Source organism: Sorangium sp. KYC3313, assembly GCF_052075895.1.
GTDB classification, from domain to species: Bacteria; Myxococcota_A; Polyangia; order Polyangiales; family Polyangiaceae; genus Sorangium; species Sorangium cellulosum_B.
The window spans coordinates 1,584,205-1,603,077 of the sequence record NZ_CP197255.1 but is presented as its reverse complement, the minus strand read 5'-3'; the positions used below and the strand labels follow the sequence as shown (position 1 = coordinate 1,603,077).

The following is an 18,873-nucleotide window of genomic DNA, read 5'->3' as shown; positions in this document are numbered from 1 at the left end:
CCGGGCTCGGGGTTCGCACGCCGGGCGAAGGCGGGCCAAGTTTCGGAGACCGGCGGCCGCGCGCCGCGTGCCGCGTTACTGAGGGATCACGTCCTCGGTCTCGCAAACGGGCGTGGCGGCGGCGAACCCCTCGGCGCAACCGAGGCGCACCGCGCGCAGCTGCGAGGCGGACGAGCGCGACGGCCGCTCCGCCCACGCGATCAAGAGCCCGCGACCGCGCTGCGCGAGCATCGACAGGCTGCCTTCCACCTTCCCTCCCGGAAAAAGGGTGGTCATCCAGGTCAACGTGCCGTCCGCGTCGAGGCGGCGGAGCACGATCCGGTCCTTGCCGCGCGTGTTCGTCTCGACGACCGCGACCACCAGGTCTCCGTCCACCTGCTCGGCGGCCAGCGATTCCGCGACGGGCGTGGAGCACGAGGGGACGGTGATGGGCGGCAGCGCGACCTCCCCTGAAGGGGTCATGCGCGCGACGCGCAGCGCGCTCGGCGCGTCCTCGAGCGGCGCGAGGGTCCAGGCGAGCCACGCGCCGTCCGGGCGGGGGGCCATGCGGAGGCGCGCGACCGGCGCGGCCTCGTGGATCGCCTCCTTCGAGGCCATCGCGCTGCCGTTAGGGCCGATGCGGATGCCGTCCGCGGAGTACCGCCCCAGGTAAATGGTCGTCGCCGGTCCGACGCCCGGGTCCTTCACGTCGCACGGATGCCACCCGAGCCTCCAATCGGTGGGCGCGTCCACCGCGGCGCCGACGAGCCAGTCGTGCAGCACCCATCCCGCATCCTCTTCATCCACTCGCGTCCACCATGTCGCATCGGCGGCGATGGGTGTTGTTGCGCACCCGAAGTACAGCCCGAACATCGCGTGGCCCACCCCTTCCGACACGGTGCCGGCCACCATCGTGTACCGCGGGCCGGGCTCGTGGATCTCGGTGATCGCGAGCTGTTCCGCCCCTGAGGAACGAAATGACACCATGCGTTCGCCGTAGTGCGTGCCGATGTGCTGCGACCAGGAAGAGAAGGGCTCGCTGCCCTCGCTCCAGGCGCGCGCGGTCCTGAAAAAGCCGCCTGGCGGCAGGGGATCCGGGAAGGGGGTCGTGTAGCGCTCTCGGTAAACGACCACGGACTCGAAGTTGTCATCGTCGTCGAGCGGATAGAGCTGTGCCACCGCGAAGGCCTCGCCCGGGATGGTCTGGTGTTTTGCGTCCAGCGCCAGCGCCGGCTCGCTGAAGGCGGGCGGCTGCGCTGACCAGGGATCCAGGGTGACGCGCTGGACGACCCGGCCCCCCGCCGGTATCGCGGACGAGGCATAGAGATAGACCGGCGCGTCCTTGGCCCCGAGGACCCACTGAGGATCGAGCAGGTCGGTGCCCGGCAGCGCGAGGCTCATGGAGGGCCCCGCGGGCGCGAGGGCGCTGCAGGTGGCTGCCTCGTCGGCGCCGGAGGCCACGGGCGGCTCCTCCACCGAGAGCGCGCGGGGCAGCTCGTCTGGAACCGCCGCGCACGCCGCGAGCGCGGGGAGAGCGAAGAGCGCCTGCCATGTCCTACATTGCATCCGGGACCTCCGAGGTGATGGTCGAGGCTGTGTGGCCGCACCTCGTCGTCGCCATCACCCGTTTTTCGGGACCGGGAGGGCGCTCTGGCCCCCGGCCGGGCGGCGTCCGGGGCGCAGGGCCGCTTCACCCCGTACACCGGCCGCTCCGCCGTGCGCGGTCGCGCTGTGGTCAGAGCCCCGCGGCCAGGAACCGGGCGAGGAAGCCGCGGGTGCCGGCGTTGCCGAGGGAGTTGCACACCGGCGAGGCGGCGCCGATCGGGCAGTCGGCGTCGCGGTCGTAGGACCAGTAGTGGACGCCGGCGAGGCCCTGGGACCTGGCGAAGGCGGCGGTCTCATCGACGTCGGTCAGCGTGTAAAGCTCGCCCTGGACGTCGTTGCCGCCGATCATCGGGGTGAGCTCGATGTTGGCGTAGGGCACGCCGAAGTGATCGTGCAGGTTGTACGCGGCCTGGATCGCCGACTGCCCCATGTCGCACTGGCCGCCGGACACGACGCACACGCCGGGACCGGGCGAGCCGTAGTTCATGGTCATCAGGTTGACGGTGACGTAGCTGGGCCAGGTCGCCGCGCTGCCGTCGAAGCCGAAGACGCCGGCGATCGCGGCCATGGCGGTGTCGCCGAGGACGTTGAGGCTCGAGCCGATGTTGCTGCCGAGGGAGCGCGCCGTCGACGCGCCCTCGTTGCTGGCGAGGGTCGCCAGGGTCAGGCTGAAGCGCAGGTTCGGGTACGCGGCGTGCGCGGTCTCGAGGCGCTGTACCAGCGCCGCGATCACCTGGGGCGACTGGCTGGCCTCGATGTCGAGGTCGACGCCGATGAGGTGCGGTCCGGCCCAGCGATCGAGGAAGGCCGCGAAGCCGGCGTCGGAGCCGCAGGTGAACGAGCCCGCCGCGCCGCCGGTCGACAGGATGTAGCCGACGCCGGCGGCCTCGAGCACCGGGACGTTGGCGGCGGCCATCGCCGCGCCGGGCATGCCGCCCCAGCTCTCGTTGCCGCACTCGCCGGTGGCGAAGGCCAGGCTGACGACGTTGCCGCCAGCGGCGTTGAGGTCGTCGGCGAACACGGTCCGGGTCCCTGACACCTTCGTGGAGATCACGCTGGTGTTCCAGTTCATGTTGACGCTCGTGTCCTTGTAGGGGCCGAACAGGAGCGCGCCGTTCCCGTTGCCGGCGTCGCCGCCGCCGTTGCCGGTGTCGGCGCCACCGCTACCGCTGCCGCCGTTGCCGGTGTCGTCGCCGCCGCCGCACGCGGAGGCGAGTTTCGCCGCGGCGAGCAGGAAGAGGAGGAGGGGGCGGCTCTTCATCGGGTCCTCGTGAAGGGGCTTCGGGTTCGATCCCGGGCTTGCACGAGGATAGAGCGCTGCTCGCGAGCGCGGCACGTCGTGGCCGACCGGCAGGTGGTGAACTTCAGAGCGGAGCCTGCCGGGAGCCACCCGGGTGAGTTGAAACTCTGCTTGGAAGCTGTCGAGAGGCTCCGGGGAGATGTCGAGCTCTGGCCGGGGATCGGCGGGAGCCACCCGGGTGAGTTGAAACTCTGCTTGGAAGCTGTCGAGAGGCTCCGGGGAGATGTCGAGCTCTGGCCGGAGATCGGCGGGAGCCACCCGGGTGAGTTGAAACTCTGCTTGGAAGCTGTCGAGAGGTGGTGTCCTAAGTTCAGGACCCTTGTCCTAGTTTGATTCCGTGCCCCGCATGAGCGGTTAGGCTCCCCCGGAAGTAGGCGCAGCCCGCGGGTGTACCACCACCCCGGGCTGCATGGTCCGACATCCGCTTACACGGAGCCGAACAAGTGCAGTTATACCTGATCCCGCCCGAGATCGGGCAAGGCGAACGTGCGCCCGCGCGCCGCTCGTTCCGACGAAGCCCTTCCCTCTCCCTCACCCCCGACGAGACCCGACGGCTGCGCGCAGCGTTGCGCGGCATCAAGGCCCGGCTGGGCACGTGGCGCGACGTCAGCGCCGCGATGGGAGGCGTCAACACCCGGACGCTGTACCGCGTCGCCGGTGGCGCCGAACGTGGCTCGCCCGCGCTGGTGCTGCTCGCCGCACGGGTCGCGAAGACGACCGTGGAGCGCCTCCTCTCGCCCGGCGTCGTCGATGCCAGCAAGTGCGCGCACTGCGGGAGGAGCGGATGAAGCCCCGGCGGAAGGGGGCCGGACGCCCGCCTGCCGCACGACATCCCCGGAAGAAGCCGACGATGGAGGCGATCCTCGCCGAGCGCTCGGCCATCATGGCAGTCATCGTCGCCAGCGGCGTGCCTGCACGCGACCGGGCCGATGTCTTCCAGAACGTCGTCATGGGCGCGTGGCGCTCGATCAAGCGCGGGCTCTACCGCCCGGCGCCATGGGACGAGCCGCGCAAGGCGCTCCGCGGCTGGCTCTACTCGGTCGCGAGGCACCTCTCCATGCACCACGTCAACAGCGCGTGGGCGCGCCGCGCCGTCCTGACCGAGCAGCCCCTTGGCCTGCTCCGCGATCTCGTCGGGCCCGATCTGGAGGCACAGGTCGCCGCGCGCGAGGTGCTCGACGCGATGGCCAGCCTGCCGCCCTGGCAGCTGGAGGCGTTGCTCTCGGTCGACAGCCCGGAGTCGCTCGTCCAGTACGCCAAGCGGCGCCGGATGAACCCGTCCACCGCGGCGTCCAGGCTTCGGATCGCTCGCGAAGCCTTGGCGCTGAAGCTCCGCAGGTGGCGGCGGTAAGCAGGCCCGTCCTGACCGAGTGTTACCTGGCCGCCACTGCCGACTGGACGCCGGCGCTCGACCCCTTGCCGATGCGGCCCTGGAGCCGCGAGCGCATGCTGGCGGCCGTTCTGGACCTCCACATGAACGCGAAGACCAGGGCCGAGCGCGAGGTGGTCCAGCGGGCGCTCGGAGCGATCCAGGTACTTGACTCCCTGACCCGGCTGTACAACAGGCCCGACGAGTAGCCCCGCCCTGAACGGCGAGATCGGCGTCATGGCGCATGTGCCAGAGCGGCGCGTGGGGATGGGCGGACGCACCCTGCCCGTCGGCCTCTAGCGGCAGTTTTCCTGGAAATTGCTCGGTTTCTAGCGGTAGAATTGGCGCAAACGTCCAGGCAGGCGTATGCCACGTTACACATCTGACAGATCTTCGCTCTGCGAGTAGCGGCCCACATTTTGCCTCACCAATGAGGGAACAGTGCCGCGCGCCCGCATGTTCACAGCACGGTGAGCATTCCGATGAACAAGGTTGACCCGCGCAAGAGGGAGGCCATATCCTCGTCCACGCGGGAGGACCCTGACGTATCCAAGCGGTCAAACATCCCCAACATACCACAAAAAGACACCGATGCGTCCAGTCGAACGTCGATCAAAGTCGCCGAAGACGAAGGTGTCCCAGCAGTTTCCGAAGGGGTCCGGCAATACTTGGACAGTGTGTTGACTGTGGACGCACGGGCCTATCTCGAGCGAATGGCGGACGAGTTCTTGCGAACCGAAGCCGCTGGCGGGCCTCAGCGACACGGGCGCAGGGGCGACCTACATAAGAAGCTCACATCCGAGCTCGACCATATTTCTTGGCGTAGCGGAGCGTCTAGTATTCTAGACCTCGAAGGGTACGACGGGCCGACCCCTCCAACTCGGCGTCGCGGGGTACCAGGCGATCGAGACGCGGAAGCATGGTCCAGGGATCTGGAAGCAGTTTTGGGCGATCTGGCCACAGTACTGCACGCGATGACGCGTGGGCGAAAACCGCGATAGACGCACGATGAGTGAGACAGAGGAAACGGGTGACGGATCCTTCGAGCCTGTGAGAGGTGATGGTGACAGCGAGAGAGCTGTCCCAGCATCGAACGGTGATGACTCATCCGCGCTGACGGAGTCCAAGGGTCCAGCATTAGACAGGATTGACCCGCCCGCCGAATTGGCTCGACTTGTTACGAGCGTCGTTAGAACGCAGGTTCAAAAGGTCAAACGGGAACTTTCGTTCTACGATGGTCCGTTGCCGCCACCAAGCATGCTCAGCGAATACGATCAGGTTCTTCCTGGCCTCGCTGAGCGCATCGTTAAATCGTTCGAAGAAGAAGGTCCTCATCGTCGCTCGTTGCAGCACCGGGAAATGCTGCTTGAAGAGCGAGAGATGACGCAACTTGAGAAGATGACAGATGCCCGCATCGTGGTGATGAAACGAGCCCAGTGGCTCGCGTTTTCACTTTCGATTGCATGGGTCGTGGTCATCGTTTCCCTTGTGGCGGTCGGCCTCATTTGGCAGCCAGCGCTCCTTGGCGCTGTGCAGATGATTGGCACCATTGTTTACTTTTCGATCTTGCGCAGAGAAAAGAAATCTGACATCGCCGGCGATGCGTCTTCAAGCGCAAGTAAACCGCCAAAGCAGTTGAACTAAGCGGGGAAGAGGCATCTTATAGGTTGCAGGTGTGCCGCATCATCATTCCTCGCCAAATGACGACAACTGCACCACGCGCCGGGGCTGAGGCGCGGGCGGGGGCTCCGACGGTGGCGGAGGCTCCGGTTTCGGTGACGCCGCGACGGGCGCCACAGGCGGCGGCTGCGGAGCAGAGGGCGCTGATGGAGCGGACCCGCCCGGAAGCACCCGGAGCCATCCGCGCCCGCCCGGGAGCGCCCTGGCGGTGCCCTCCGGCTTGGGGATGGCGAGCGGCTGCGGCTCTGGCTTCTCCCCTGCGGGCTCGGCCAGTGTAGCGACCATGAGCTCCTCCAGGGTCCACACGTGGTCGGTGACGCCCGCGGCCATCGCCGGGGTGATCCGCATGTTCCGCGGGATGTGGCAGAGGTTCGTGTACGTGTAGTGCAGCGCGACCGCGGCGCAGTGCCGCGTGAGCTTCTTGCTGAAGGCGAGCGTCCGGCGCCGCAGCCGCGCGTTCCACTGCCGCGTGGTCAGGTTGCTCCGCTCGATGGCGTAGGTCGTGGTCTTCTCGTGGTCCGGCGTGCCGTAGATCGTGCGCTTCTTGATGAAGTCCACGCCGCACTCGACGGCGAACTTCTCCGACGTCCCCGGCTTGCCCGGGCGCGCCGTGAAGTTCTTGATCATTTGCCCGTACGGCACGGCGCGCCCGAAGTTCGCAGCGATGGGCTGCGCGTAGAGGCCGAGCCCGTCGGTGGTGACCTGCGGCATGACCGTGAGCCGCGCGCGCACGTCTTCGACGAGAGCGTCGGCGCTCTCCTGGTCGCGCTTCCCGACGTGCCACGCGATGATGAGCTTGCTGGTGCGGCAGATGGCCGCCCACGTCCACTGCTCGCCCATCTCGGCCGCGCTGTGCTTCGCCGGGTCGAGTTGCTTCTGGCGGACCTTGCACCAGCTGTGCTGCTCGTCGAGGTCTACAAGCGGGGAGGTCAGATCGCGCACCAGGCGGTCATGGAGCCGCGCGCAGCCCTCGCCGATGGCCTGTGCGAAGCGGCCGATCGTGTCGCGATGGACGCCCGTCATGCGCTCCGTCGATCTGATGGTGGTGCCGTTCACGAGCGCGGCCAACACCTCTAGCCGCCGCTCCGCCGGGAGCACGTTCGCCATGGGCTTGCACCTCTCCGGACGCGTGCCCATGATCGCAGCGCGACGTGCGACGGGTGGGCCACCATCCGGCGTTCCGCAGCCCCGTCTCGGGTTCCAGCCGAGGCGGGGCGCTTTGCCTGTGCAAGCGAGTATAACCCTTGTTTTCCAGGGCTCCAGCGCAGCTGGGACAGCGGCTGTCATAGCCAACATCGCGAATCCAGCATCAAACAAGGGCTTTGCGTGCGGTCGATGGGGACGGCGCAGCGTGTGACGCGGCTCGTCCTAGAGGCGCCCGGACGCCTTGGCGGGGCGCGTGGACGGGAGCCGAACGATGTCAGCGCGAGAGCCGCGCGGGCATCGTGAACGAGAAGCGTGTGCGCACGATGCCGTCGGCGCCGCACTCTTCGCGCTCGTCGACGGAGATGCTCTCGAACTCGGCCGTCGTGCGTCGCCAGAACCCGAGGCCCTCCGGGTTCTCGTGCCGCACCGTGAGCGTCCAGGGGCCCGGGTGCGCGGCGAAGAGCTGGTGCATGGCACGCCGTCCGACGCCGCTGCGGCGCGCGCCGGCGATCACGAACATCTCCTCAACGTGCTGCGCGCCGCGATCGTCGCGGTAGGTGAGCGCGAAGCCGACAGGCACCCCGGCGTCGACGTTGACGATGAGATGCGCGTCTAGCGGCGCGAGCTTCGGGTATGTGTAGAGCGCGTCGGGACCGATCGGCACGCTCACCCGCGCGCTCCACTCGTAGAGGTAGAGCTGCAGCAATCGCTGCAGCCGTACGTCGTCGGTGCCGACCCGCTCGAGCGCGACGTTCATGCGCTGCAGCTAACACAGGCACGACGCGCGCGCCCGGTGCCCCACGCCTTCGGCGCAGCGACCGTCTCGTGCGCTCACGACGGGAGCGCCATCGTCCGCTTCGACCCGTGGTCGTCAGAGCCCGTGGTGCTGCTCCCGGCGGCGGAGGGACAGGCCAACGATGGCGGACGCGCGGTCGCTCTGAGCCGGGTGCTTCCGGGCGGTCAAGCCGCCGAACGGCTCTCTGTCCTAATTAGGACACCACCTGTCGAGAGGCTCCGGGGCGATGTCGAGCTCTGGCCGGAGGCTGCCGGGGGTAACGGTCAACGTTGCCCCACAACGGTCAAGATCGCCTGTAGCGCACGGCGACCTGACCGCAGTCGACCGAGCCCCCCACCGAGAGTCTCGCCGGCGTCTCTTTCTCGTGTCGACGGATCTCCGGACGTGCAGGGCCGCCTGCCGGACGGAGAGACGAGGAAAACGACGGGCTCGGGTCGATTTTCGTGACCCGATCGGGGTCGAGCTCCCGATTGATCTCCTCGACGGGACGGAAGGACGCCGGGCGACGGAGCCCCTTCGCGCGGCGCGCTCGGTCCCGGCGGCCCTGGTCCATCGTTCGCTCGCGCTGCTTGCGTGGCGAGGCGAAGGCCCGGGTCGAACACATCCGACAGACTCCCTTTTCGATTCGAGGAGACTTCAGGAGGAGAGATATGCCTGCCGTGATCAAGTCGAAGAAGCGCTCCGTGGCCGCCACGCCAGCTGGAGAGCCGACGTATCCCTCGCCCATCTACTCTCCTGCGATCGGCAAGAAGGCGCTCGAGGCGCTCGCCCCGGCGCTCGACCGCCTCGCCGAGGCCGACCTCGTGACCGTGAGGCTGGACGTCGAGGCGGCCACGTATGCGGCCCTCGGCGTCGCCGGATTCGTGTCCTCGCCCGACGTTCGCGCGCGCTTCGCGCTGTTGCCCCGGGAGGAGTTCGACATGACGTTCCTCGACGAGCTGGAGCTCGTGTGTTTCGCCGCGCTCCATGCGCTGGCCGAGGCCCGCGCCGCCGGCGCGCTCACGACGACGGACGCGCGGCTGCCCGTCGAGATCGTCCGCGAGGCGACGGAGATCGAGGGGCGCATGCAGGCGCTATGCGAGTACCACCTCTCGGACGACCCGGCGATCAGGCCGGAGCTCGATCGCCTGCGGCCCGGCACCGGGCACCGCGACCTCGCGAACGACCTGCTCGGATACGCCCGGATCTACGAGCTTCGCGCCGGCGTAGTGAAGGACGACCGGAAGCTCTACCGGGCCGGCGACGCGGCGCGCGCGCGGGAGCTGGCCGGGGTGATGGTCCAGCGGCGCTCGACGGCGATGACGCCCAAGGCGCGGGAGGCCTACGGCCGGTACGTGCGGGTCTGGACGCTGCTCTGCCGGCGCTACGACGAGGTGCGGGCGGCGGCGCTGTGGCTGTGGCGGAGGAGCGCGCGCGTGCAGGAGCGGTTCCCCTCGCTGTTCGCCGCGGGCCGGCCGAACTCGGGCCGACCGAGGAAACCGAGGAAGGAGAGTGAGTCGGGCAGGCGTCGGGAGAGCGACGGCGGCGGGAGCGGGCGCGTGGCAGGCGGGGAAGAGGCGGTGGAGAGGCCCTCCCCGGAGGGCGTGGAGGGAAGCCCTTCGTGAGCCGGCGGCCACCAGCCGCCTCGAGTCCACGCGAGGAAAGAGCGGCGACGGGGCTGGTGCATGCTGGCACGGCGCTGGGTCGTGGGGCCATGCCGGCTCCAGGCGTCGCCTCTGCTGCTTCTGCTGGAACTTCGGTGGCAGCCTCAATTTGAATCTGCATTGTCATCCGATGGTGTCGGCCATCTTCGTCGACGAGACACGCTGGCCAGCGTTCGGCGCTGAGCCGCACCCGCCCGCCCCACAGCTCCCGCCCCTCTGCCACCACCGCCGAGAGCGACAAACGGGTTGAAACCGCCAGAAGAGAGCAGAATTCGAACCGCCAAGGCGCCAAGGACGCCAAGAGAATCACAAAGATCTTGGCGTCTTATGGCGCCTTGGCGGTTCACTTCTCGCTCGCTCAACGTGATCGGTGCCCTAGGCTAGCGTGCTGCCGGTCAGCGTTTCGGCGGTAAATGGTCTCCCCTCCACAGTCGCGAGCGCCGCCATGTGGACGTAGAGCACCCGGTCGTAGCGCCGATCGTCGAGTGGCGTCGTCGTCCCTGGAACTGCTTTCCCGAGGAGTTGCTCAAAGCGCGCGACTGCATCCTGGAAAATCTCGGTGCGCATGGGCTCGCCGTGGACGGACGGTGAGCGCTTCGTCTGCGCGTTCTTGGGCTTCCTTGTCGTGAGGAGGCGCTTCATCTCCCGCACCTTGCCGGAGGCCTCCGAGGCGTTTCGGCACGCAACCACTATCAGGAGAATAGAAAGATGAGCTTGTTCAGCAAGAGAGTCCTCCCGGTGACGCTCCTCGGTGCCGCAGCCGTGCTCGGTGGCTGCGTCGGCGACGCTTTCCGCGAAGGCGATGACGAGCTGGAGACCCAGGCGGAGGCGGCTGACCCCGAGTCAGCGGACGCGATCGACCCCGAGGCAGCGGAGGCGGTTGGAACCGCGCAGCAAGCGCTTGAAACCACATGGTGGTGCATCAATCGTGCCGAGTACGTCGGGAAGGTCACGATCTGGTGGGGCCATACGGCAGTGGATGCCACATGGGCCTGCAACGAGTGGATCGAGACTTGCCGTAATCGCGGGGGCTGCGGGTCTTTCAGGCTGAATTTCTAAGCCACCCGGATGCTCCCGGAACCGCGCCCCTGCCGCAGGCTGAGAGATCACCTCGCGGCGGCGTCTGCGGCGAGCCGTTCGATCTATGGGAACACCGCCTCGACCTCGGCCAACTCGGGGTAGGTGAACGTGACCGTCGCTTCAATCGGCGTCGAACCGTCGTACGCGTATGCCTTGAGCGTATAGCTGCCCGGCGCGGCGTCTACGGGCCGCGCGCACATCGCGGGGCACAGCTCGCCCGCATGAGCCGCGGGGCACCCCGCCTCCATTGCGTCGACGCTCTCGAAGATGACGCCGTTCCAGGTGAACGTCAGCTCGCCTTGAGGCGGGAGCGGCTTATAGCCGGCGTCGAGGCAATCTGCGGGGCAGATCGGGGTCCCGTCGTCGCACAGCGGCCTCGCCAGGTTCCTCGGGGCCTCGGCGCCGCTCGCCGAGGTCACGACCCACGTCGAGATGCACTGGGTGTCGCCGACCAGGAGCTCGGTCGCTCCTGCGTTTCGGAAGCGGATCGTCACGGGCGTGGCCGTCCCCGAAACGCCGGGCTCACACGCGCTCGATCCCCCTCCGCCCGCGCCTCCGGCACCGCCTTGGCCACCCGCGCCTCCGGCACCGCCTTGGCTGCCCGCGCCTCCGACACCGCCTTGGCCGCCGGCGCCTCCGACACCGCCTTGGCCGCCCGCGCCTCCAGCGTTGCTGCTCGTTTGCCCCTCGTCGCCGCACGCGGCGAGGCCGAGGACGCTCGCGGCGATGCAACCCATCGCCAACGTTCGCATCTGTGCAAGTCCATTCATGGGCCTGAGACACTCCAATTCCCTGCGCATGATCGTTCGCCTCCTCGCGATGCACTTCAGCTTCCCACCAGACATGCCACTGGGACGGTCATTCAAGCAAACCAGCGCTGGTCGACGCGGCTTGGTGGGAGGACGCGGATTCTCGTGTGGCGGGCGCGGGCGCGGTTCGGCCGCGGGCCGCGCGACGTGGATCAAGGGCCGACGTCCACGGCCTCGAGGCCGTAGCCCCAGGAGCAGAGCGCGCGGTCGCCGGAGAGCGTCGCGTGGTACACGTGCCCCGGGAGCTCGCTCTTCTTTTCGAACGAAAGCGCGGTGAGGTCGGTCGCGTCGAGGACGGACAGCGTGGACAGGTAGTTGTCGACGACGAGGAGGCGCGCTCCGTCCGCGAGGAGCAGCGGGCCATCGCCAGGGTCGAAGCCCGCGACCTCTTGCGTCGCGGTGTTCAAGCTGCCCTCCTGCAGCCCGCCGGCCACGAGGATCGAGGGCCTTCCGCCGTGGGCGGCGTCCTCCACCGACAGGAAGGCCCGGCCCTCGCCGGCGAGCGCCTTCATGACCGCCATCGTGTCGTCCACGGGACTCTCGTCCAGGAGTCGCGCGCTCGTGTCGCCGAGATCGAGGAGCTTGAGCGTCCTCCGCGTGCCCCTGCACACGCCGGGACCGGCGTCATCGCCGGCGGCCGCCGGCGTGAACGCCGCGTTCGACGCGAAGGCGTGAGCACACGCCTCCCTCCCCGCCACCGGGGTCTCGACGGCCTCGTAATCCGTCGTGAGCAGCCTGCTCGACGCGCCGTCGAACGCGAGCAGCGAGCCGGGCACGTTGACCGGCGCCCGCACCACCGGCGCGGACAGGTCCGCGACGTCGATGCGATCGAGATAGAAGCGCGCCCTGGAGGGATCGTCGGGCAGCGGCGTCCAGCGCGAGACGAGCACCGTGGTGCCGTCGATCTGAAGGCCCGTGTGGCCAGCGCCGTCCGGGAGCGCCAGCGAGCTGTGCCGCGGGTTCAGCGGGTCGGAGAGGTCGAGCAGATCGAGCCACGCCTCGTGAGGCGGCCGGTCCTCCTCGAAAGTGTAGTAGCCGTCATCGCTGACGCCACGGATCACGAGGGTGCTGCCGGCCTGAACCACGGAGTCGCCCGCGGACACGAGAGCGCCGGAAGGATTCGCGTACAGCGCGCCGGGGCTGAAGGGCAGATCGCGCTGGGCGACCACGCGCGGCGAGGCCGGGTCCCCGACATCGACGATCGCGAGGCGCGTGAACGAGGCGTTCCCTGTCTGCGCGAGCACGTAGACGTGCTGTCCGTGCGCGAAGAGGCGGGCATTGCCGAGGTGGCGCCGGCAGGCGGGGGCCTCCGTGTACAGCGCCGCGCCGTCGAGCCTGGCGATCGGCTCGGCGAGGCCCGGGCTCGCGGCCGACGCGGTCTCGAGCCAGGCGCCGCCCCCCGTATTCACGTCTGCGCCGATGCGGACCACGAGGTCGCCGACCGCGACAGCGCTGTTGGCGAGCGGCGCGAGCGCGATACCGGCGACCTTGGCCGGGGCGCCGCGATCGTCGATGCCGAAGGCCTCGACGCCCAGGTCGGAGACGGCGATGAGCCGCTCCCCGCTGGCGAGGACGCGCCGCGCCCGTCCGCGCGTGGCGGCGAAGCCGCGCTGCGAGAGGGTGTCGCGCGTGAAATCGATGAGCTGGACGCCGATCGTGACGGGATCACAGCCGGGAGACGACGTGTCGAAGCTCCGTTCGCCGTAGGACACGGCGAGGGTGCCGAGACCGTCGAAGACCGCGAACGCTTCATCGATGCGGTCGCGTTCCTCGGCGACACGCGCCCATTTGCCGCCGAAGGCAACGCGCTCCAGCCTCGTGGGGTTCGCGAGATCGGAGACGTCGAAGAGCGAGACGGACAGAGATCCTTCGCCGCTGTCGTTGGCGAACCCGAGGGCGAACAGGCGATCTCCGCGCGGCTCGACGTGAAAGATCGAGCCGGGCTCCTCGATCCCGCCGACCTGGGCGGGGTTCGCCGGATCGCTGAGGTCGACGGTGAGCAAGGGGGCCATGCTCGACATCGTGATCGCATAGGCGCGGTCGCCGTCGAAGCGGACCGAGCGCAGCGCTGCGGCCGGGGGCACGTCGAGCACGGTCGCGCCGAGGGGCACGATTTCCTGGGAGGACACGATGGAGAAGGTCTGGATGCCAGGCTTCGCGTCGGGCTGCCAGGGGCCGGGCAGGCTGACGAAGCGGAGCACGCCGTCATGCTCATCCACCTGCCAGGGGCTCTCGATCTGGCCGGTCACGTCGACGCGCGCGCCCTCGACGAGGGCGCCGCCGGGGTCGGAGATGTCGACGACCTGGAGGGTGGCGCGCCCTTCCTCCTCGCCGCCGTTCCACGCGGCGCTGGCGACAACCACGCGATCGTCGCTGACGCTCACGCTGGGCCATCCCCAGTAGCCCGAAGGGGCGCTCTCGATGAGCCTCCGCTGATCGATGACCGCGATGTCCGCCGGGTCGCCGACGGCGAGGGAGGTGACGGTGGTGTTCGGCGCGGCGGCGCACCCGAAGCAGGAGCCGTGCTCGTAGGTCACGGCATGGAGCACGTCGCCGGCGAGGCGCGCCTCGGTGAGCTTGCCCGGCAGATCGAACGAGCCGACGGGCTGGATCTCCGCTGGATCGGAGACATCCAGCGCCTCGACGCGGCTCGTGGACTCGCGGTGGGACGCGCCCCCCTGCGCGTCGGGCACGAGGTGCGTCCACCCGGAGAACAGGGCGTAGAGGACCCCGTCGCGCAGGTACATCGCGACGGGTGTGCCGTACATCCGGCGGGTCCCGAGGACGCGCAGCCCGTCGCGTCGTGAGACGTCGAGCACGCTGAGCCCCGAGTACCGCGACATCGCGTAGAGCCTGCCGTCCTTCTCCTGGACGATGTCGGCGTCGCGGAGAGCGCGCTCCGCGATGGCGCCGCCGCGCGGCGGCACCGGCTCCGCGTCCGGGCCGCCGCCTCCTCCCGTGCCCGAGCTGGCGTCGCCCGAGCCATCCCCCGCCGGATCGCCGCCGCGGGGACCCGTCGGATTGCCGGAGATGAAGCCGATCTGGTTGGAGTTGCCAGCACCACGCTCGCAACCGGCGAGTCCGATCGATGCCGCGGTCGCAGCGAGGACGATCCAGCGGGCGCAGGCGCTGAACGGGATGGACATGGTCACCTCTCCTTGACAGCAAGACGCGGGACGCAGCGCCTGTGCAAAGCGCAGCGATCTCGTCGCGCTGGCACAATCAGCAAGCGGCGGGCCAGACGCATTCGCGATACTTCCGCGTGATTTCGGTGATGTGAGCGCATCATGTGCCACGGTGCACGCGGGATTGCCGCCGCAGCAATGGCCCATGGCGGCACAGCTCCAGCTCCTTTCCTGCGAACCGCCCCTTGACGTGCCGGCGCTTCGCATGGGGCGCAGACACTCCATGATACCGGACAGGTGGGTACCTCGGCGGGGGGCGAGCCGGTGCGGCTGGCGCGGCTCGACGCGAACGGGCCGACGGGCAGCTTCATGAACGAAGGGGGACCGCTGCCCTGGTGAGCGAGGTGGCTCGGCGCCCGTTCACACGCCAAGTTCATGGCGTCCCGCCAGGACCTCCGCAGGTTCCTGAACAGGGTCTCCCGAGATCCTGGATGCTCCCTGCTGGCGCAGGTTCTTGACGGCCATGAATGGCTGTCATGCCGCCGATGCTTCAGCGCTGCAGCGCGCTGCTCACGCGTCGCGCGCCTTGACCTGGCCAGCCCACATTTCAGGGATGATCTGTGGTTTGTGATCAGCGGCCTGCCACCTGCCGCGCCGGTCGAACCCGGCCCGTCCCCTGCATCGTCGTGGGCGCACCCTCGTGCCCGTGGGCGCAATGTCACGAAACGACGCGCCCGCGCGCGCGACCGACGAGGGAAGGAGCCGACAAATGAAGCATGTGAAAATTCTTGGCCTCATCGCCGTCATCGCAGGAGTGTGCGGGATCTCTGCGCTTGCTTCTGCGGCGAATACGGTGCCGATCGACAACCTGAACCTCGTCGAGGAGACTTCAACGCCACCGTCGCTCGACAGCGAGCGCTACGCCTTCCGGCCGGCTGTTGGCTACTACCGGCCGGCGGCGGGCTACTACCGGCCGGCGGCGGGCTACTACCGGCCGGCAGCGGGCTACTACCGGCCGGCGGCGGGCTACTACCGGCCGGCAGCGGGCTACTACCGGCCGGCGGCGGGCTACTACCGGCCGGCTACCGGCTACTATCGGCCCTATTGGCGCTAGGACAGGTGTGGGCTCCACCGTGATGGGCGCGGAGCTGGGCGCGGTCATCACGGAATGCCGGGTTCGCGTTGCCGAGCGCGGAGTCGACCATCACGGGAGATTGCGCTGAGACATCGCACGTCAAGCGTCGCCGCCCGACCGCGGCCTGCTCTGCGGTCCGATGGCAACGCATTGGAAACGGGGGTGGCGAAAGCGGATGGCACGCCGCGCGCACTACGGATCCATGGGGGTGAGCTCCATGGAGGAAACAGGAAACATAGAAAAGCACGTCCTCTTCGTGCTTCCCGCCGCTGCGATCCACCTCGGGCTGGTGATCGTGCTGGGTGTGCTGCATGTGCGCTTGCCGTACGGGGGCTGGGCGGAACGTGCGGTGGGCTATTATGGCGCGCTCTCCGGGGCCAGCAGCGCGTATTCCTTCTTTGCTCCGACCGTCGGGCCCCTGCTCTGGGCCACCTTCGAGGTCAGGGATCGCGCGGGAGCGCTGACGACCGAGGCGCTGGAGACAGGAGCGAGCCGCGAAGCGGACCTCCGCGTCAAGAATATCATCGGCATGTTCTGGGATGAGCAGGACCACGCCGTGAGGCGCTCCCTGGTTGCGTCCTGGGCAGCGAAGGTGTTCGCCAAGCACCCAGAGGCGGACAGCGTTGTCGTCCGCCTCGAAAGCTACGACCTGCCCTCGATGGCGGAGTATCGCGCGGGCAAACAGCCGCGGTGGTATGTCGAATACCAGGCCAAGTTCAACTTGAAGGCGCGGCTCGCCGCCGGCGAGAACGACAGAGCGACGACGCCATGAGGCTGCGGACCTGCACCCCGCTCCTGCCGAAGGCTGGAGAGACAGCTGCGCGCCTGTGGGGCTCGATGGGGCGATTCGCGTTCGCGCCCGCGTCGGCGCGGCCCCTGGCGGCGCTCCGGATAGGGCTCGCGTCGGTCCTCTTGGCGCAGGCGGCGCTGATCGCGCCCATCGCTCCCGAGCTGTACTCGCGCTCGGGCATCGTTCAAGGAGAGCTCCTCGACGGGTCCGGCGCGATCGGCTTCCCCCGGATCGGCCACCTCGTGAACGCGCTCTCGCGCTTCGGGGTCGGTGAGAGCTCGGTGATCGCTGGCATGGGTGTGCTCTACGTCCTGTCGCTGGCTGGCCTCCTGCTCGGCTGGAGGACGAGGCTCTCCGCGGCGTGCACGTGGCTCGTGCATTTCATGTTGATGATGACCGCGGAGAGGACGAACTACGGAGCAGATCAGTTCGCGAACATCTTCCTGTTTTACCTCGTCTTCATGCCTTCTGGCGCCGCGCTGTCGCTCGATCGTGCCCTCGGGCGAGCGCCGCCCGAGCCGAGCGCGGCGGCGCGCCTCGCGCTGCGGGTGGTACAGCTGCACCTTTGTCTCGTCTACCTCTCGAGCGGCGTGGAGAAGGCGCTCGGCGCAGCGTGGTGGGACGGCGACGCGATATGGCGATCGCTCATGCTGCCCGAGTACCGGCGGTTCGATTTCTCGTGGCTCGCCCACCACGCCTGGATCGCCGTGGCCGCGGGGTGGCTCGTGCTGCTCGTGGAGATCGGGTACCCGTTCTTCATCTGGCCGCGTCGCACCCGGCGGCTCTGGGTGGCAGCCACGGTCGGACTGCACGTCGGGATCGCGGTCTTCATGAGGCTCGATGTCTTCGGCGCCATCATGTCGGTGTTCACCCTCGCCGCGTTCGGCGTGAAGGCGGACCCTCGACGGGCGCGAGGGCCCTCGGCTGCGGCGCGCCCTGCTCGGCGTGGCGAGGCCTGAGTCAGCTCGCGCTGGGGTCGGCGACGCGGCCGACGAACAGGACGCTGCCCGTCGCGTTGTCGCGGATGAGGAACAGGAAGGGATTCACGAGCGCGAGCGACGCCGGCTGGGGCGCCGACTCGTCGCCGACGATGACCGCGGTCGCGGCCGCCGCCTCGGTGCCGGCCTCGTTCACGCCGACGAACGCCTTGTGGATGACGTCCTGGATGTAGGGCTGTCCCTTGGAGTTGATGCCGGTGAAGTCCGCGACCCCGGACTTGAACGCGATCTCCATCCCCATCGCCTCCAGCGTCTTCTTCAGGCTCAGCTCGTAGTCGAACTTGAACCTGGGCATCGTGGTGTCGACCAGGTGCTCGCTCATCGCGCCGGCGATGGAGTCGACCTTCGCCGCGTCGAGCGACGCCTCGAACGCGTCGAGCGTGCCCTTCGCCGGCAGGATGATCAGCATCGAGAGCTCGCCCCCGTCGTAGGGCATCGCGACCGCCTGGTAGCCGTCGCCCTCGGCGTAGGGCATCTCCAGGTTGCCGCGCATCAGGGGCACCGTCACCTCGGTCCCGTCGGCCGTCTCGAACGGGCCGTCCTCCGTCGCGGTGGGCTCGAACGGGGTGCGCCACGCGGCGTTGAAGTAGATGGCGTTCGTGAGGACCAGCACTGTCTCGGGGGTGATCGCGTCGACGGGCACCAGCTTTTCGATCTTGCCCTCGGTCTGGTCGCTGACCCAGCCGTTGATGAGATCGACCGATTCCTGCCGGTGGCCCAGGAAGTCCACGACGCGCATTCCAGCGCCGTAGTGCAGCCCGAGCGTGTCCAGGAAGGGCGCCTCGAACGAGTAGCCGATCTGCCCCCAGAGCGCGTTCACGACATTGAGACGAAAGCCCTCTCCGTCGGCGCCCTGGGCGCCCTGACCGCGGCTTTCGAGCTCCTGGTCGATCCAGTTGAACGCCGGGTGGAGCTTGTCCTGCCCGAGGTCGAAGCGCAGCGTCTCGGCCATGGCCGTCTCGGTCTCGCCCTTCGCGCCGGCCCACGTCATCGCGAGCGCCGTCGAGATGCTGTAGGGCGAGTAGAAGACGTTGCCGGGCTCCTGGCGGAGCTGCTGGTAGAGGTCGAGCGCGAACGCGGAGTTGCCCGAGACGAGCGCGGTCTTGTCCGCCGGAGGGACGTCCGGGCTCGAGATGCGCTGCTTGTCCGAGGCGATCACGCAGATGGCCCTGTCGGCGTCGCTGCACTCCTCGTCCCCGGTATCGGGGGTCGGGTGCATGTTGGGATCGGTGGACGCCTCGCAACCGAGGATCGCGGCCAGAGATACGGCGAAGAGCGGAGCGCAGGTTCGGAGGGTTCGCTGCATGCCGCCCCGCCCAGCATCGGCCGTGCCGCGCCGGCCCCGATCGCGGGCTCGTGCGTTTCCGAGGCGAACCGCGCGCAGCGACCTGGCCGCCGCGCGCGGGGCGCCCCCGAAC

The 18,873-nt window shown here is 68.9% G+C and carries 18 protein-coding genes; 10 read left to right on the top strand and 8 right to left on the bottom strand.

The window, feature by feature from the left end:
- Nucleotides 1-75: 75 nt before the first annotated feature.
- Both ACSRUE_RS06240 and ACSRUE_RS06235 read right to left on the bottom strand, forming a co-directional pair.
- Nucleotides 76-1,545 (bottom strand): hypothetical protein, encoded by a 1,470-nt coding sequence (locus ACSRUE_RS06240; protein WP_441290218.1) that lies wholly within the window; start codon nt 1,543-1,545, stop codon nt 76-78.
- A 169-nt stretch (nt 1,546-1,714) separates the two neighbouring features.
- Nucleotides 1,715-2,845, bottom strand: a complete 1,131-nt coding sequence (locus tag ACSRUE_RS06235; protein WP_441290217.1) for a glycosyl hydrolase — start codon at nt 2,843-2,845, stop codon at nt 1,715-1,717.
- Between the two features lie 78 nt (nt 2,846-2,923).
- On the opposite strand from ACSRUE_RS06235, the gene ACSRUE_RS06230 reads away from it, so the two are divergent.
- From ACSRUE_RS06230 to ACSRUE_RS06210, 5 genes are all read left to right on the top strand, one after another.
- Complete coding sequence (locus ACSRUE_RS06230) at nt 2,924-3,217, top strand: hypothetical protein (protein ID WP_441290216.1); 294 nt, start codon at nt 2,924-2,926, stop codon at nt 3,215-3,217.
- A gap of 110 nt (nt 3,218-3,327) precedes the next feature.
- Nucleotides 3,328-3,672: a transcriptional regulator gene (locus ACSRUE_RS06225; protein ID WP_441290215.1), complete on the top strand. Its 345-nt coding sequence runs from the start codon at nt 3,328-3,330 to the stop codon at nt 3,670-3,672.
- Nucleotides 3,669-4,235: an RNA polymerase sigma factor gene (locus ACSRUE_RS06220; protein WP_441290214.1), complete on the top strand. Its 567-nt coding sequence runs from the start codon at nt 3,669-3,671 to the stop codon at nt 4,233-4,235. The genes ACSRUE_RS06225 and ACSRUE_RS06220 overlap by 4 nt, the downstream gene beginning before the upstream one ends.
- Nucleotides 4,223-4,462, top strand: coding sequence for a hypothetical protein (locus ACSRUE_RS06215; RefSeq protein ID WP_441290213.1), 240 nt, complete (start codon nt 4,223-4,225; stop codon nt 4,460-4,462). The genes ACSRUE_RS06220 and ACSRUE_RS06215 overlap by 13 nt, the downstream gene beginning before the upstream one ends.
- Nucleotides 4,463-5,261: 799 nt before the next feature.
- Complete coding sequence (locus tag ACSRUE_RS06210) at nt 5,262-5,897, top strand: DUF2335 domain-containing protein (protein WP_441290212.1); 636 nt, start codon at nt 5,262-5,264, stop codon at nt 5,895-5,897.
- A gap of 42 nt (nt 5,898-5,939) precedes the next feature.
- On the opposite strand, the gene ACSRUE_RS06205 is transcribed toward ACSRUE_RS06210, so the two are convergent.
- Together ACSRUE_RS06205 and ACSRUE_RS06200 are read right to left on the bottom strand one after the other, a co-directional pair.
- On the bottom strand, nt 5,940-7,040 hold the full coding sequence (locus ACSRUE_RS06205; RefSeq protein WP_441290211.1) for an IS1 family transposase: 1,101 nt from the start codon (nt 7,038-7,040) through the stop codon (nt 5,940-5,942).
- 313 nt (nt 7,041-7,353) lie between these two features.
- A complete protein-coding gene (locus tag ACSRUE_RS06200; RefSeq protein ID WP_441290210.1) occupies nt 7,354-7,836 on the bottom strand; it encodes a GNAT family N-acetyltransferase in 483 nt (160 codons plus the stop codon).
- 689 nt (nt 7,837-8,525) lie between these two features.
- Between ACSRUE_RS06200 and ACSRUE_RS06195 the strand changes: the two genes are divergently transcribed.
- Nucleotides 8,526-9,479: a hypothetical protein gene (locus tag ACSRUE_RS06195; RefSeq protein ID WP_441290209.1), complete on the top strand. Its 954-nt coding sequence runs from the start codon at nt 8,526-8,528 to the stop codon at nt 9,477-9,479.
- Nucleotides 9,480-9,893: 414 nt separating this feature from the next.
- On the opposite strand, the gene ACSRUE_RS06190 is transcribed toward ACSRUE_RS06195, so the two are convergent.
- Complete coding sequence (locus ACSRUE_RS06190; RefSeq protein WP_437763112.1) at nt 9,894-10,160, bottom strand: hypothetical protein; 267 nt, start codon at nt 10,158-10,160, stop codon at nt 9,894-9,896.
- A gap of 66 nt (nt 10,161-10,226) precedes the next feature.
- Here ACSRUE_RS06190 and ACSRUE_RS06185 point away from each other — a divergent pair, with 66 nt between their 5' ends.
- A complete protein-coding gene (locus ACSRUE_RS06185; protein ID WP_441290208.1) occupies nt 10,227-10,577 on the top strand; it encodes a hypothetical protein in 351 nt (116 codons plus the stop codon).
- Nucleotides 10,578-10,660: 83 nt separating this feature from the next.
- Here ACSRUE_RS06185 and ACSRUE_RS06180 read toward each other — a convergent pair whose 3' ends face one another.
- The gene (locus ACSRUE_RS06180) at nt 10,661-11,350 is read right to left on the bottom strand and encodes a hypothetical protein (protein WP_441290207.1); all 690 of its coding nucleotides are present in this window, start codon (nt 11,348-11,350) and stop codon (nt 10,661-10,663) included.
- 209 nt (nt 11,351-11,559) lie between these two features.
- Complete coding sequence (locus ACSRUE_RS06175) at nt 11,560-14,553, bottom strand: beta-propeller domain-containing protein (protein ID WP_441290206.1); 2,994 nt, start codon at nt 14,551-14,553, stop codon at nt 11,560-11,562.
- 748 nt (nt 14,554-15,301) lie between these two features.
- Here ACSRUE_RS06175 and ACSRUE_RS06170 point away from each other — a divergent pair.
- From ACSRUE_RS06170 to ACSRUE_RS06160, 3 genes are all read left to right on the top strand, one after another.
- On the top strand, nt 15,302-15,646 hold the full coding sequence (locus tag ACSRUE_RS06170) for a hypothetical protein (RefSeq protein ID WP_441290205.1): 345 nt from the start codon (nt 15,302-15,304) through the stop codon (nt 15,644-15,646).
- A gap of 238 nt (nt 15,647-15,884) precedes the next feature.
- On the top strand, nt 15,885-16,439 hold the full coding sequence (locus tag ACSRUE_RS06165; protein WP_441293063.1) for a hypothetical protein: 555 nt from the start codon (nt 15,885-15,887) through the stop codon (nt 16,437-16,439).
- Nucleotides 16,436-17,416, top strand: coding sequence for an HTTM domain-containing protein (locus tag ACSRUE_RS06160; protein ID WP_441290204.1), 981 nt, complete (start codon nt 16,436-16,438; stop codon nt 17,414-17,416). The genes ACSRUE_RS06165 and ACSRUE_RS06160 overlap by 4 nt, the downstream gene beginning before the upstream one ends.
- A 1-nt stretch (nt 17,417) precedes the next feature.
- On the opposite strand, the gene ACSRUE_RS06155 is transcribed toward ACSRUE_RS06160, so the two are convergent.
- A complete protein-coding gene (locus ACSRUE_RS06155) occupies nt 17,418-18,761 on the bottom strand; it encodes a serpin family protein (RefSeq protein ID WP_441290203.1) in 1,344 nt (447 codons plus the stop codon).
- Nucleotides 18,762-18,873: the final 112 nt, after the last annotated feature.

Excerpts from the sequence above, each read along its gene's own strand:
- ACSRUE_RS06220 (WP_441290214.1), top strand. The coding sequence starts at position 3,669 with ATGAAGCCCCGGCGGAAGGGGGCCGGACGCCCGCCTGCCGCACGACAT.
- ACSRUE_RS06205 (WP_441290211.1), bottom strand. The coding sequence starts at position 7,040 with ATGGCGAACGTGCTCCCGGCGGAGCGGCGGCTAGAGGTGTTGGCCGCG.
- ACSRUE_RS06160 (WP_441290204.1), top strand. The coding sequence starts at position 16,436 with ATGAGGCTGCGGACCTGCACCCCGCTCCTGCCGAAGGCTGGAGAGACA.
- ACSRUE_RS06190 (WP_437763112.1), bottom strand. The coding sequence starts at position 10,160 with ATGAAGCGCCTCCTCACGACAAGGAAGCCCAAGAACGCGCAGACGAAG.
- ACSRUE_RS06175 (WP_441290206.1), bottom strand. The coding sequence starts at position 14,553 with ATGTCCATCCCGTTCAGCGCCTGCGCCCGCTGGATCGTCCTCGCTGCG.
- ACSRUE_RS06235 (WP_441290217.1), bottom strand. The coding sequence starts at position 2,845 with ATGAAGAGCCGCCCCCTCCTCCTCTTCCTGCTCGCCGCGGCGAAACTC.
- ACSRUE_RS06240 (WP_441290218.1), bottom strand. The coding sequence starts at position 1,545 with ATGCAATGTAGGACATGGCAGGCGCTCTTCGCTCTCCCCGCGCTCGCG.
- ACSRUE_RS06200 (WP_441290210.1), bottom strand. The coding sequence starts at position 7,836 with ATGAACGTCGCGCTCGAGCGGGTCGGCACCGACGACGTACGGCTGCAG.
- ACSRUE_RS06185 (WP_441290208.1), top strand. The coding sequence starts at position 10,227 with ATGAGCTTGTTCAGCAAGAGAGTCCTCCCGGTGACGCTCCTCGGTGCC.
- ACSRUE_RS06170 (WP_441290205.1), top strand. The coding sequence starts at position 15,302 with ATGAAGCATGTGAAAATTCTTGGCCTCATCGCCGTCATCGCAGGAGTG.
- ACSRUE_RS06155 (WP_441290203.1), bottom strand. The coding sequence starts at position 18,761 with ATGCAGCGAACCCTCCGAACCTGCGCTCCGCTCTTCGCCGTATCTCTG.
- ACSRUE_RS06180 (WP_441290207.1), bottom strand. The coding sequence starts at position 11,350 with ATGCGAACGTTGGCGATGGGTTGCATCGCCGCGAGCGTCCTCGGCCTC.
- ACSRUE_RS06210 (WP_441290212.1), top strand. The coding sequence starts at position 5,262 with ATGAGTGAGACAGAGGAAACGGGTGACGGATCCTTCGAGCCTGTGAGA.
- ACSRUE_RS06165 (WP_441293063.1), top strand. The coding sequence starts at position 15,885 with ATGGAGGAAACAGGAAACATAGAAAAGCACGTCCTCTTCGTGCTTCCC.
- ACSRUE_RS06195 (WP_441290209.1), top strand. The coding sequence starts at position 8,526 with ATGCCTGCCGTGATCAAGTCGAAGAAGCGCTCCGTGGCCGCCACGCCA.